This is a genomic window from Leptospira adleri (assembly GCF_002811985.1).
Classification (GTDB): domain Bacteria; phylum Spirochaetota; class Leptospiria; order Leptospirales; family Leptospiraceae; genus Leptospira; species Leptospira adleri.
In genome coordinates this window covers 25,557-38,540 of the sequence record NZ_NPDU01000004.1, presented here as the reverse complement: position 1 = coordinate 38,540, position 12,984 = coordinate 25,557, and the positions used below count along the sequence as shown (strand labels likewise).

General features: G+C 44.5%; 12 protein-coding genes. 5 read left to right on the top strand and 7 right to left on the bottom strand.

Going from position 1 to position 12,984, the window contains the following annotated elements; all coding sequences use genetic code 11:
- Positions 1–22 precede the first annotated feature (22 nt).
- The 5 genes from CH376_RS02485 to CH376_RS02465 form a co-directional block, all read right to left on the bottom strand.
- A complete protein-coding gene (locus CH376_RS02485; RefSeq protein ID WP_100786657.1) occupies positions 23–988 on the bottom strand; it encodes a hypothetical protein in 966 nt (321 codons plus the stop codon).
- Positions 988–1,557, bottom strand: coding sequence for an HD domain-containing protein (locus CH376_RS02480; protein WP_100786656.1), 570 nt, complete (start codon positions 1,555–1,557; stop codon positions 988–990). Before CH376_RS02480 ends, CH376_RS02485 begins: the two co-directional genes overlap by 1 nt.
- Positions 1,558–1,676: 119 nt before the next feature.
- Positions 1,677–4,034 carry an ammonium transporter gene (gene amt, locus CH376_RS02475; RefSeq protein ID WP_100786655.1) on the bottom strand — a complete coding sequence of 786 codons (2,358 nt, stop codon included), beginning with the start codon at positions 4,032–4,034 and terminating at the stop codon, positions 1,677–1,679.
- 492 nt (positions 4,035–4,526) lie between these two features.
- Entirely contained in the window at positions 4,527–5,864 is a 1,338-nt protein-coding gene (locus tag CH376_RS02470) for a peptidoglycan recognition protein family protein (RefSeq protein ID WP_100786654.1), read from the bottom strand.
- Positions 5,861–6,448, bottom strand: coding sequence for a hypothetical protein (locus CH376_RS02465; protein ID WP_100786653.1), 588 nt, complete (start codon positions 6,446–6,448; stop codon positions 5,861–5,863). Before CH376_RS02465 ends, CH376_RS02470 begins: the two co-directional genes overlap by 4 nt.
- 111 nt (positions 6,449–6,559) lie before the next feature.
- Between CH376_RS02465 and CH376_RS24150 the strand changes: the two genes are divergently transcribed.
- The gene (locus CH376_RS24150) at positions 6,560–6,721 is read left to right on the top strand and encodes a hypothetical protein (protein WP_165781790.1); all 162 of its coding nucleotides are present in this window, start codon (positions 6,560–6,562) and stop codon (positions 6,719–6,721) included.
- On the opposite strand, the gene CH376_RS02460 is transcribed toward CH376_RS24150, so the two are convergent.
- Both CH376_RS02460 and CH376_RS02455 read right to left on the bottom strand, forming a co-directional pair.
- Complete coding sequence (locus CH376_RS02460; protein WP_100786652.1) at positions 6,718–7,269, bottom strand: LA_3696 family protein; 552 nt, start codon at positions 7,267–7,269, stop codon at positions 6,718–6,720. The two genes, CH376_RS24150 and CH376_RS02460, sit on opposite strands and share 4 nt — an antisense overlap.
- Before the next feature lie 489 nt (positions 7,270–7,758).
- The gene (locus CH376_RS02455) at positions 7,759–8,571 is read right to left on the bottom strand and encodes a tetratricopeptide repeat protein (protein WP_100786651.1); all 813 of its coding nucleotides are present in this window, start codon (positions 8,569–8,571) and stop codon (positions 7,759–7,761) included.
- A 34-nt stretch (positions 8,572–8,605) separates the two neighbouring features.
- Between CH376_RS02455 and ribH the strand changes: the two genes are divergently transcribed.
- From ribH to CH376_RS02435, 4 genes are read left to right on the top strand one after another with little or no spacing between them, the layout of a single operon-like run.
- The gene (gene ribH, locus CH376_RS02450; RefSeq protein WP_100786650.1) at positions 8,606–9,067 is read left to right on the top strand and encodes a 6,7-dimethyl-8-ribityllumazine synthase; all 462 of its coding nucleotides are present in this window, start codon (positions 8,606–8,608) and stop codon (positions 9,065–9,067) included.
- Entirely contained in the window at positions 9,068–9,484 is a 417-nt protein-coding gene (nusB, locus tag CH376_RS02445; protein WP_100786649.1) for a transcription antitermination factor NusB, read from the top strand.
- Positions 9,477–11,546 carry a tetratricopeptide repeat protein gene (locus CH376_RS02440; RefSeq protein ID WP_100786648.1) on the top strand — a complete coding sequence of 690 codons (2,070 nt, stop codon included), beginning with the start codon at positions 9,477–9,479 and terminating at the stop codon, positions 11,544–11,546. Before nusB ends, CH376_RS02440 begins: the two co-directional genes overlap by 8 nt.
- A gap of 47 nt (positions 11,547–11,593) precedes the next feature.
- Positions 11,594–12,883: a HEAT repeat domain-containing protein gene (locus CH376_RS02435; RefSeq protein WP_243394777.1), complete on the top strand. Its 1,290-nt coding sequence runs from the start codon at positions 11,594–11,596 to the stop codon at positions 12,881–12,883.
- Positions 12,884–12,984 lie beyond the last annotated feature (101 nt).

Below are 12,984 nucleotides of genomic sequence, written 5' to 3'. Positions count from 1 at the left end.
ATAAACGGCCGAACGGGCGAGGCTATTTACGATTGGTCAAACGGTTTTCCAAAAAGTCGACGACCAATGCTTGTCTTGCCGATTCTTGCGTGAAGTCGTCGAGTCCGATCGTATCATCCGGATCCGAAAAAGGAGTTCCAAATCGAATCCTTTCATCGGGCTTGAACAGCCAGATCGGCCAGATAAAATAGTTCCAAAACGATTTTTCCATTCCTCCTCGATAGCGTATAACGTAGGCGGCGTATTTGTCTTCGCCTATAGGTTCATTTTTGAAAGTGGAACTCGCGGACACGCTTGAATTCAAACTTAAAAAACCGAGCGAAAAGACATTGAACATCCACCCCAAGCCGTAGCCTAAACTTCGGTTCGAATGATCTATGTTGAATTGAATCTTCCCTTCCGCTAATAGAACCGCCTCTTTACGGCTGATATCTACGATCAGTTCGTACTTTGGAATTCGAACGCAGGTTTCCGAAAATTTAGATCGTATTATATTTTTTGAATTTTCCTTTCCGATCCTTTGACAGAGATGCGGTTTTTTATTCTGCATCTCCGCGTATTTGTCGAGTTGGAATTTCCAACGGACATCGTCCAGATGAACGGGTTCCTCGGTCTCGACGGTGGTACAATAGTCGGATTTGAATAGGACGTTCGGAACCGCGTTTTTGATCAAAGTTCGGAGTTTATCCGAAGGTTTTCCGTTGAACATCTCGTTTCTATCGTAGATATCGAAGGCCGAAATTTTATCTCGACCGTTTTCACTCATACAATCCAGAGAACCGATTTTATCTCCGACGATCTGCGTATCTCCGTCGGAAATTCGGATCAGAATCGGTTTATAAACGACGCTTTCGCCGGACTGGAAAATTTTTTCCTTGAGCGGGATTTGTTGCGTATCCGAAGTCAACCAAATGCAGGAAATAAAGGGAAACAAACTTGGAATTAAAAACAACCGAAGAGAAGAAATCCAAAAGATTCTCGGTGACATCAAACTTTCTCATTTTCAAAAAACCGATCGTATTCGTCGATTTTTCTTTTTAGCCTTCCCGCTATAAACGGATCCGCGTCTTTCAGTTCTTCATAAATGAAAAGAGCTTCTCTTTGATACGCTCTTTTTTTCTCGTTATCCCAATAAAACGGAGGCGCGAATAGATTCGTAATTCGATCCGCCATCTTTACGATCCAAATTTCTCTCGGTTGTCTTTTAATTCTTTCGACGCTGTCGATCATTTTCGTTTTTTTATCGGGAATGGTTTCGTCCTTTGAAAGAGCCGAAACGCCGTCCGCGACGTTCTTTCCGAATCTGGTTTTCACTTCCTCGTATTTTAGACCCGTATCCTCTATCGTATCGTGAAGGATCGCACAAAGCATTGTCAATTCCGCGTCGATCGTCTCATCGAACTGCAAAGCGTTCGAGATCTCCAATACTACGCTCCCGATATGATTCAGATATTCCACTTTTTCGTTAGGCTGCGAGCCACCGTATTTTTGTCCGTCGTGCAAACGGGAAGCCAATTCCCACGCTTCCTGGATCCGATCAATCGACCATTGTTTCATTCTATTCTGACAACAAATACCATTCAAAAAATTGAATAAACTTTTCGAAGTAAGCAGAAGCGTAAATTCTTATCGATCGGAATGTACGAGGAATAATCGCCGACGAAGAAAAAAATTCTTTATCCCGTTATCAGATCCGGAACCACTTCTTTTTCTACTCTAAAGTTTCTAACAAGAGAGTTTAGAATCGCAGCGAGCTGTTTTAGAAAATCTCCGGTGGCGGTCAATTCCTCGGACTGAGCCGAAATTTCGTGAAAGGCCATACTCACGAATTCGATGGATTCGTAAAGTCCTTTGATTTCAGTCGACCGATCCACGATGTTGCTCAAGATGATTTCGCTCTGATCCGCGACGGAAACGTTCAGTCGATTCAGACTTTCTATAAGATTGGAATAGTGCGCGCTTTTTTCACGGATCGTGATCTGAGTCTGAGCGAGAGTTCGAAATTCTTCCGTGAGATTTTTAAAAAAGTCGACCGTCGTTGAAACAGTGGATCTTCCGCGATACACGGCCGATTGGATTTCTCCCAAGACCTCGGACGCTTTTTTTGTGCTCTCCTGCGTGCTCGAAGCGAGTTTGTTGATTTCCTCAGCCACAACTCCGAAACCTTTTCCGGAACTGCCCGAACGCGCGGCTTCGATGGACGCGTTGATCGAAAGCATTCCCAGCTTTGCCGAGATGTCGTTTAACAATTTAACGAGGCTCTCCACTTTTTTAGCGGAAGTTCCTATGTCGTTGATATCGGATTCGAGATGATTCAATTCTTTCGTGCTCAGGTCTATATTTTTCACGGAACGTTCCGATCGTTCCGAACTCTCCTTTAAATCCAGATCGAATTGTTGAAAACCTAAGACCAATTCGTTTAACATTTTTTTCGCTTTCGTTTCGATCGTTTTTTGTTCCGTCGCTGAGTTGGAGATCTTTTGAAAGGAATCCCGGAAAGAATCGAATATGGCCGTAACCTCTTCCAAACTCGCGGCTTGTTCTTGAATGTTCTGACTCATGTGTCCCCAAGCGGACGAGATCTCGGACGCGGAATTTTCAAGTTCACCCGATTTTTCCTTAATCGTGAAGATCATTTCGCCGAGATTCGAAAGATATCGGTTCATTAGGAACGCGATCGCTCCCGCTTCGGTTCCGGAATCGACGTGAATTTTGCGCGTTAGATCTCCTCCGCCTTTGGAAAGATCTTTTAAAGAATGGATCAGATCGATCCAGCTTGAACCGGATCCGTGTTCGCTGATGTTTAAACCTTTTTCCTCGAAGTCGCCGCTGACCCTGATTCCGATCGAAATTTTCAGAATCCAAAAAAGGAACAAGCCTAGTCCGAAGGCCCAAAGCGCACAAGTGACGACTCCTATCAACTGAGGGAATATTCGAATATCTTGATTATCTGATAGAATGGGAAGAAGAAGTGTGCCGATCATTCCGCAAACTCCGTGAACGGGAAACGCTCCGACCACGTCGTCGAGTTTCAGAATTTTTTCTAAGAACCAAGCGGCGAGAACGACCGAAATTCCGGCGATCGCTCCCAAAAGAAGAGAGGCCGAAGGAGCGAGAGTGTGACAACCCGCCGTGATCGCTACGAGACCGCCCAAGACGCCGTTCATACAATCTTCCACGGAAGCCACTTTATACAAGATCCAAGAAACGGAAATTGCGAGAATTCCTCCGGCGCTCGCCGCAAGACTCGTATTTAGAATTATCAGAGGAACTTCTTCCGAAAAAGAAAGAGTGCTTCCTCCGTTAAAACCGAACCAGCCGAACCAAAGGATAAAAACTCCCAAGACCGAAAACGTAAGATTGTGTCCGTGAATTTTTCTAGGAGAACCGTCCTCTTTGAATTTGTCTTTTCTCGCCCCGAGTACGATCACTCCTGCGAGAGAAATCCAACCGCCTAAGGAATGTACGACGGTGGAACCGGCAAAGTCGACAAATCCTAGTTTGGCGATCCATCCGCCTCCCCAAGTCCAGTGTCCGAAGGTGGGATAGATAAAAACCGAAACTAAAACAGAAACCACTAAATATGCAGAAAACTTAATGCGTTCCGCGACGGCTCCGGAAACGATCGTCGCCGCCGTTCCCATAAACGCAACTTGGAAGAGGAAGAAGGCGAATTCTTTTCCCGATTTAAGCCCTTCTAAAAAGAAATGATTGGTTCCGATCCAACCGTCGTTCGAATAACCGAACATAAGACCGAAGCCGATGCAAAAAAAGGCAACGGTGCCGACGATGTAATCCATCAAATTTTTGACGGCGACGTTGATCGTGTTTTTGAGTCGGGAAAGCCCGGTTTCCAACATCAAAAAACCGGCCTGCATAAAAAAGACCAAGGCCGCGCAGATGATCAGCCAGATCGGATCCGCGGATTTCGAAAGTTCCTGCGCTGGAGAATCCGCAAAGACGGGGATCTGAATTCCCGTTAAAAAGAATAGAAGTAGAAATATTTTTTTCAAATGATTCTTGGTTTTTTTCATAGATTCTAACTGTTTTATCTTTCGCTCGAAATCGGAAGCGATCTTGGAACTGAACGTTACCGGAGTCGGGAAGATACTTTATAATATTTTTTCAATCACTCGTTTCAAATGGACGTTCGCGAATCATGTTCGATTCATAGATGGAAGTGATTGAAACCGAAGTTCCGATCCGTTAGTCGCGTCTTTTGAAAGAATTCTTCCAAGGATGCGACCTTAGGATTTTTTTTATCAAACAAATGGGAAGAGGCGGATCGCCCCTCTTAATAAGGAAAGAATTTGGGGGGATTTTGCGATCAATGATTTATTCGGACGACCGTAAAATTTTGTTAGGCGATGTCGTACATACCGGATTTTTTACCGATCGATGCTGTATAACGTGTGATCGTAGACATTCCTTTCGGCCCTTAATTATAAATTAGGAACGGGGCCGGAGGAGGAAGTTGAAAGAAAGAAATAACGGTTCTAATGATGACTTTCCGATGGCAAAAAAAATCAGGGCTGAAACGCGCTAAAGAGAAGAATCCAATCGTTGCTCAAGCGTTCATGCCAATTCTCTTCGGGAAAAAAAGATCCGCCGGCGAGTTCTAAAACTGTTTTCATATACGGTTCACCGGGATCGAAATCTTTTCCGTCCAGATGAATCGATCCCCCCCATTTCTTTTTCGCCTGCGTATGGGAATAGACCCCTCTCAGCGATTCCACTCTTTCGTTGCTCAGAGGGATTTTAAATTTTTCAGAAAGTTCTTTAACCAGTCGAACGACAGCGTCGGTTTGTTCCTTGTTTGCAAGAAGCATTTCGGTATCCTTGCCAACGATTTCCACTTGGAAACAATTCGCGTTCGTTCCGGTCGCGGCCGCCGCTGTGTCCAGAATGGAATCGAGAAGCTGATGGATTTTTCCGTCCTTATCCGCTAAGAAGGTCGCGGATAGATTCCGTTTTTCTAATACTTCCAAAGTCTTTTGATAATCGGGAATTGCGGTGTAGTGTAATACGATGCAGTCGGGTCGGATCGTTCCGCGATGATTGTAACGAAGCCTTTTGTCTTCGAATGCTTTCCCTTCCGTCGTCTTCTCGATGGAATTTAGTTCGATCGAAGGAGCCGGAGTCGCGCCTCGTCCGTGAGAATACGTCTGAACGATTTTTTTTCCGGTCGCATCGACGAATTTTTCCTTTCGAATCACCCAACCCTGGATAAAACGATCCTTCCATTCCGTTTCAGGATAGAATTTTCCTTGGATGCGGGAAAACACCGCGGAAAGAATTTTTTCCCCGCCGCAATCGCCCGTATCGATAAATCTTCCGAATTTCTTTTTACTCTGAGAATGCGTAAAGACGCCTTTTCCGGAAGCGATGTCGAAGTTGTTTAGAGGAATTGAATATTCATTGGAGAGACTACGAATCAAATCGCTCAGGGCTTTGAGTTGCGATTCGTTTTTTAAAATGGATTCTCCGGAACCTTCCCAAGAAACGTGGATCGCAGAATCGTCCATCCCCGGCGCGGCCCTATAAAGAACTTTGGCCGGATCTTCCACACCGTAAACCGCCCCGTTTTCCAAAACTAGAAAATGCACCATCCAGCCGGAGGATCTACTCTTCTCTAAATATTCTTCCGCTTTGAGGGAATTCGTATGATGAAGAAGAATCGACTTCACTCGAAAGGACCAGCGTTTTTTTCCAACGGAAGTTAATGATTCTTGATCCAATCCCAAAGTAAAAAAAGGAAGAATCGGATTTTTGCCCTGAGTCGGAGTCGGTTCCTTAACGGCGGACGCGCAGCCGAGAAATACAAAAGAAAAAACGAATAGGAATTTAATAAGTGAAACGTTCATGCGGCTGAAACCTTCTCTCTGAGACGGGTCAAATCTTCCCGTAATTTTTCCAAAGATCTGGAAAGTTTTCTGTGGCGATTGATCAAATCTGAATATTCGGAAATTCTAAAATTCTTTCCGTTCTTCTTATCGTCCGCTTCCTCCGGAGCCAACGGAATGGCGCTGAAAATCTCGGAAGAAGAATCGAACTCAGTCTTGAGTTTTTGATATTCCGCGGAGCAGGAAGAATAGAATTCCGGAGGAAATTTCGGCTTTGAGGATTCCAATTGTTTTTCGAGACCGTCTTTTGCGGTTTTAAGAAACGAAAAAAGAGATTGGTTGTCTTGGACGACTTCGTTTAACGATTCCTGAAGATGGGCGACCGTCTTACTTTTGGAATGAAGAATGCCTTTTTTCGCTTTGAAATAGATCAGATAAATGAGTATGGCTGAAACGATAAAGATGAGGGAAAAAAGAAAAAAAGTCCGCTTTTCGTAGATCCATTCGAGCGTTTCCCATTGAAACAAATCGGGGTCATAGGCGGCCGTCGCCAATCCGGAAAGAAAAATAAGAAGAATCGAAAAAAAGACCGTTCGAAATGCCATTCGGATTCATGACAGTTTGTTCGCCTGACTTTGTCAAGGAAACCTTCTGATCGAAAGAAAACCGTTTCGGGAGTTTAAGATCCGCTCCGGTCAAATCCGATATTCTAAGAGATGGAAGGATCTACTCCTAAAGCGGTTTCTCAGTCCAAAGTGGTTAACTTCGGACTTTATAAGATAAAAAAAACTCTCAGAGAAGAGGGCTTTGAAGTGGTGGAAAAGCCGGATGGAAAGATCACCCTCGTAATCCGAGTCGGAAAGGAAAAACAAAGTTAGACAAACTTTGCCAATCCGAGAAGAAAACTTCCGACTCCTAACATTCCCACCAAAATCCAACGAGTTTGAATGGAAATCGTTTTGTGGATTTCCGAGATCTCCGTTTTCAATTCCACCTTAAGTTCGTTGAAATCGGAACGAAGTTCGTTCTGGCGACTGAACACCTCTTCTCGAAATTTACTCTGAGAATCTTGAATCTCGGAACGGAATAAATAAAACTCTCGAGCGGTTTCCAACTTCCACTGGTTCAATTCCCCCCGAAGAAGATGAATTTCTTCTTGGGTTTGCGATTGCATGCCGCGAACGTCCTTGTGAAGTTCTTTTATGTCTTTTTTGAAAGTGATAGTTTCCTTCTTTAGTCTTCTGTCAAAACGGCCCGAGGAAAAACCAAGAACTTCTTTTCGGAATTCATCCAGAGTCCGATTCAGAAATTTACGAAATTGTCGTGATCCGTCCAAACCCAAAACTTCCTCAAGTTTGCTTGGAATATTGTGTACCGATATTGTCATAGGATTAGAATCAGCTTTGATCGAAGTCTGCTCAAGCATATTTTTTCACCTCTTAAACGGAACGTTTCCGAGGGAGTGCGCGAGGAAATGGTTTCAGGAATATTTTTTTCTAATTTTCTAAAAAAAAATTATAAAATTCTCATATGGTTTTCTCATCAAAGGAATTGATTCTTTAGAGAAAGAATGTAGAGAATGATTTCTTTTCTGAAGAGTAAAATACTCTGTAAGGAGTTGGATTGGGAAAAAAATCGCGAACCTTTCATACGATTCCCGATCGTCCTGGAAACGGTTTTCTAGGTTAGAGCGATCGTTTTACGAGAGCTTATTCTTAGGCCTCGGAAACTAGAAACTCCAAATCCGAATTTTACAAAAAACAAATCCGTTGAAAAGTTTACAAACGCACAAAAAAGCATAATCTGCGGGAACTCCCGCGTTGTTTGAATGTCGGAGACGATTTCTTTCCAGGTCCTTTGTAGTCTTCGAATCAATAAAAAAAATATAATTTATGAAATTATCATATTTCTCAAATTAAAAAGAATCCGGATCCGTATCCGGAAGTTCCACTTCTTCTTTTTTAGGTTCCGGTTTTAGAAAGTCCGGACATTTTTCCTGGAGCCGTTCGTGGACTTTCCATTTATCGCCTGCAAGAGGCATAACGCGTAAATAGATTCTGTAATTTCGGACCGAACCTTTGCAATATCCGCCTTTCAGATAAAGATTCCCCAAAAGTTTTCTCGCACCCGGATGAGCCGGCTCCAATTCGATGACTTGATTGGCGAGACGCACCGCTTTGTCCGGATTGTTCGCTGCGAGTTTTCTCGCTTCTTCCCAAGCGGGTACTGTTTCTTTTTCATACCGTCTATATAGATCGACGTTTCCCATCTGAAACAATCGGAATATGATCGCGTCTTCCTTCCCGTTTTGGCAGATTCCATACCAAACGTCTTCTTCTCTTTCCGTGATTCGATTCGCGCGGATCCCCGCGAGTTTGGAACCGTCCACACAACCGGTTGCTTCAAAAAGATCTTTCATCGCTTGGGGAGAAGTTGCAAGAATTCTTCTCGCGCCGTTTTCAAACGTTGCGATCTCGTCCTCCGGAAGCGAATCTTCCGGATTGGGAACGTCCAAGAGGCCGGATAATACCCGGAGCTTGATGGAAGATTCTAAAACCCATTCCGGAAGATTTAAGGATTTTAAAAAGACGTCTTCTTTCTGAAAGATTCTTCTATAAACGGAACAATCGATCAAGGTTAGAATCAGAGACGAAAATAAGAAGAAACGTATGGAATGGGAGAAAAACGATCCTGAGAGGACTTTTTGATTTGCCACAATAGGTAACATGTGATTTCTCAACAATAGAATCAATCAGGAATCTATGATCCAAGAACTGAAAGCAGATCTAAACGGCAAGGGACAAAAACACTGCGTGATTGTTTCCCGCTTTAATGAATTCATCACCGAAAGCCTTTTGAAAGGCGCTCTTGAATCCTTCCGGATGCACGGAGTCAAAGAGGAAGATATCACCGTGGTCAGAGTTCCCGGAGCTTATGAAATGCCCGTGGTCGTCGCGAAGGCGGCGGCTTCCAAAAAATTCAACTCGATCATCTGTTTGGGCGCGGTGATTCGGGGAGCGACCGCTCACTTTGATTTCGTCGCGGGAGAATCAGCAAAGATCGGTTCGATCGGCGTTCAACATTCCATTCCGGTTGTGTTCGGAGTTTTGACCACGGACACAATCGAACAAGCGATCGAAAGAGCAGGGACCAAGGCCGGAAACAAGGGCGCTGAATCGGCTGCCACGGCGATCGAAATGGTCAATCTGCTTTCCCTTCTCTAAATGTCAGCCAGACGTACTTCCCGTGAAATCGCCGTTATGGCGCTCTATCAATTGGAACTCACCAAACCTCCGCTCAAGGAGGTTTTGAAATTCAAGTGGTACGATAAAAAAACAGAACAAGAAGAAAGGGATTTCGCCATTTCCATCGTAAATGGGGTTGTGAAAAATCAGGAACAGATCGATACTCTGATAAAGAAGTATTCCAAGAACTGGGACTTTTCCAGGATCAGCGTCGTGAATAAGGCGATTCTACGTTTGTCTGTTTACGCGTTGTTGTACACGTGGGAAGTTCCGAAGAACGTTACGATCGACGAAGCGGTGGAACTCACGAAAGAATTTGAAAGTGAAGAATCCGCCCGGTTTGTAAATGGAATCTTAGACGCAGTTCTCAAAAACGAAATCAAATCCGATGGATGAAAAAGAAATCCGAAAAAACAGGCTGTTCTTAGAAGGGATAGATGAAAAAGAACTCTATTTCCCGGAAGATAGGGAGCCTGTTCGGATTCGTAGATCGTATAATAAACTTTTAATATTCTGGATTCTTCTCGGAGCCGTGGTTTTGGGCGGACTCGGTTTCGCGGTTTACTATCAATTCTTCCGTTCTCCGTCTCCAGGTTCCGAATTCGCGGGCGGATTCAACAAGGATCTCGTACAGAATAAATCCGATATCAACCGTCTTTTGGAAAGACCGTATCTGCCGGACGGAAACGCAAATCCCGCGCTCACAAAGTGCATCAACCTTTATAAGGAAAGATTCACGAGACAGGCATTCGATTATTGTAATGAGTTTTTGGATTCGACCGGGACTCAAGAGGAAAAGTCGATCGCACTTACCGTGTTAGGCGTGATCCACGACGAAAGCGGACGTTACCCGCAAGCGATCGAACGTCTTCAAAAAGCGGTTCAATTCGATCCTAAGAATTTTTACGCTTACTATAATCTCACTCTCGCATACAAACACGCGGGAAGATTCGCGGACGCGAGAATGGCGGCTCTCAAAGCGAAGGAGATCGCTCCGAACGATCCGAGAATTTCCCTGCTCGCAGGAAATCTTTTCAACGAGTTGAACGATCCCGACTCGGCGATCGACGCTTACAAGGAAGGACTTGCGCAATCTCCGGACGATATGTATCTCACTTACAATTTGGCGGTGAGTTATTTTAAAAAAGGCGAGATCCCTCAGGCGGAAGAAGAATTTAAGAAAGTCGTAATGAAGTCTCCTTCCGGAAGATTGGCCGCTCTTTCCCATTCTTATCTTGGAAACATCGCTTACAATAAACAGGATTATCAAAGCGCCGAATATCATTTCCGTCAAGCGAGCGCTCTTTCTCCGAACGAAGCCAAGTATCTCTACAACCTCGCGGTGGTGCTTCAGAAGAATGGAAAAAAAGAAGAAGCGCTGAAATATTTGGAACTTGCACGGGACGCGGGCGCCAACGATCCGGAAATCTACCGTTTGATCGCGGAAGGCTTCTCCAATTTGAATCAAGGAGAGATGTCCATCTCCGCACTTCAGAAAAGTTTAAAATACAATCCGACCGATTTGGATTCTCTCTTCCAACTCGCGGAGGCGTATTACAATAAAGGCGATCTTCTTTCGGCGGAAGAAACATACAGAAGAATCGTGTCCTCCACTCCCGGAGACAGTTTTACCGAAACCGCATTGATCAATCTCGGAGTCGTTCTGGATCAGATGGAACGTTATGGGGAAGCTATCACCGCATTGAATCGAGTTCTGGAGCTCAATCCTAAAAACGCAAAGGCTTATCATACGTTGGGACTCGTTTATAAACATTCCGGAAACGGAACTCTGGCGATCGAGAACTGGAGAAAGTCCGCAGCGCTCGAGCCCGAAAACGTACAAAGCAGGGAAGCTCTGGGAGACTATCTTTTGGAGAATAAGTTCTTCAGAGAAGCGGTCGAAGAATATACGGGCGTAGTTAAACACAAAGAAGACGCCTACAAGGTTTATCTTAAGATGGCCGAAGCCTATATGGGGATGCAGGACGATTCCAACGCGGAGAAAATACTATTAAAAGTTTTGAATACTTCGCGGGACGGGGGCGATCTAAAGAACGCACACAAAAAACTCGCTCTTCTTTATAACAAGTCCAAGGATCCCGATCTGAAAAACCGAGCCAAGGACGAGGCGTTTCGTTCGGCGCACATGGATCCGGAAGATATGGAAGGGCGTCTTGTACTTGCAAAAATTCTAATAGACTCCAATTCTATTTTGGATCGCGAGAAAGCGATCGACGAACTCACTGCGATCGTACGTTCGGATGTGAGACCGAAAACCGCTGCAACCGCTTATAATTATCTCGGGATTTGTTATTACAAAAACGGAGAATACAAAAGGGCGGTGCGTTCGTTTCAGAGTTCGATCGACTTGGATCCGTCGCTTTCCGAAGCCTACGAAAACAAACGCGCAGCTTCCGCCGCTCTGGAAGAATCCACCCGCAGGGAGGGATTTTTCTGAGGCACATTTTCACAAACGTCTTCCTTGTAATTGCACTCACCCTCCCGATCGCGGCTGCGGAAACTCCTAAAGACGAATTCAGAGAAAAAGTAACGAGCCCGGGAAAATCGCAGGCGGCGGCGATTTCCGAAATCCGTTCTCGAAATCGATTGGATCTCGTCAAAGAATTACCTTCGATATTTCAAGCCGATTCCTCGGATGAGAAAGTCCAGTCCGCGATCCTAAAATTGTTCGGCGAAATAGAAGACTTGGACGGTCTTGCGCCAAATTGGGTGAACGTTTTGGATTCTTCGTTTCAGAAGACGGCTAACGTAACTCTGAAAAAAGAAATTCTTCTTTTAGCCGAAAAGAAAAAAGAAAAACGGCTGATCTATTCCGTCATCGCTGCGTTCAGCGATCCCGAAACGGAAGTAAGAATGTTGAGCTACAAACTTATGCAGCTTTTGAAGGACGATCGTGCGCTTCCGATTCTTTTAGACATGTCCCTTTCCAAAGATCCGGTCCAGAGGTTGTATTTTTTAGAATCGTCTTTGATCATTAAGGACGAAAGAATTCAGAATCAGATTCATAAACTGGCGAACGACGAAAGCGCGGGAGTAAGAAAAAAATATCTCATCGCGCTCAACCGTCTCGGGATGACGGAAAAATTCTCCCAATTTCAAAAATCGGCTACGAGCGATTCCGACGACGACGTTCGACTTGTGGCGCTCGAGATTCTAAAAAACAAAAGGAACCGTCAGAACATTTCCCTTTTTTACAAGGGTTTGAACGACGTTAATCCAGATATAAGAAGAGTTTCTTTGGAAGCGCTTCTGATCTTTCAAGATAAACAAGGCGCAAAAGCGATCTCGGAACAATTGACGAAGGAAGACACGCTCTTTCTCAAAGCGAGAATGATCGATCTTTTACTGGATCTCGGAAACAACGGCGGAGGCCAGGGGATTCTCGCCGTGCTTACTAACGGCGAAGAGACTGAACTTAGAACCAAGGCGGCGTATGCGGTCGGAAAGTTAGGCGCTAATACCGGCGCAGTCGAACTTACCAAAATTCTTTCCGAAGAAAAAGAGAACATGGTCAAATGGCAGTTGATCCATTCTTTGGGGGAACTCAAAGATAAGAACGCAGTTCCTGCGTTACTCGTCCTTGCAAGAAATCCGAGAGAAAAATTGAATCTACGTTTGGAAGCCGTCGTAACGATCCGAACGATCAACGATCCGGAAAGCCTTCCTTCCTTGTTCGAAGCCTATGTTTCCGAAACGGAAAAATCTCTTCGTGTGGAGTTGGAAAATGCGATGAGAGAAATATTGAATCTCAAGTTCCCTCCCCGATTGCCTTAGTATAGGCGCCGATTGAAAAATCTTTTCGAAAAACGCACCCTATTCATTTTATAACTTGAAAATGACTGAATTTCCTTGAAATTAGTCATTTTGCCGACGTT

Bases quoted from the DNA above. Each gene is read 5' to 3' on its own strand.
- CH376_RS02440 (WP_100786648.1), top strand. From the start codon at position 9,477: ATGGATGAAAAAGAAATCCGAAAAAACAGGCTGTTCTTAGAAGGGATA.
- CH376_RS02455 (WP_100786651.1), bottom strand. From the start codon at position 8,571: ATGTTACCTATTGTGGCAAATCAAAAAGTCCTCTCAGGATCGTTTTTC.
- CH376_RS02485 (WP_100786657.1), bottom strand. From the start codon at position 988: ATGTCACCGAGAATCTTTTGGATTTCTTCTCTTCGGTTGTTTTTAATT.
- CH376_RS02470 (WP_100786654.1), bottom strand. From the start codon at position 5,864: ATGAACGTTTCACTTATTAAATTCCTATTCGTTTTTTCTTTTGTATTT.
- CH376_RS02460 (WP_100786652.1), bottom strand. From the start codon at position 7,269: ATGCTTGAGCAGACTTCGATCAAAGCTGATTCTAATCCTATGACAATA.
- ribH (WP_100786650.1), top strand. From the start codon at position 8,606: ATGATCCAAGAACTGAAAGCAGATCTAAACGGCAAGGGACAAAAACAC.
- amt (WP_100786655.1), bottom strand. From the start codon at position 4,034: ATGAAAAAAACCAAGAATCATTTGAAAAAAATATTTCTACTTCTATTC.
- nusB (WP_100786649.1), top strand. From the start codon at position 9,068: ATGTCAGCCAGACGTACTTCCCGTGAAATCGCCGTTATGGCGCTCTAT.
- CH376_RS02480 (WP_100786656.1), bottom strand. From the start codon at position 1,557: ATGAAACAATGGTCGATTGATCGGATCCAGGAAGCGTGGGAATTGGCT.
- CH376_RS02465 (WP_100786653.1), bottom strand. From the start codon at position 6,448: ATGGCATTTCGAACGGTCTTTTTTTCGATTCTTCTTATTTTTCTTTCC.
- CH376_RS24150 (WP_165781790.1), top strand. From the start codon at position 6,560: ATGGAAGGATCTACTCCTAAAGCGGTTTCTCAGTCCAAAGTGGTTAAC.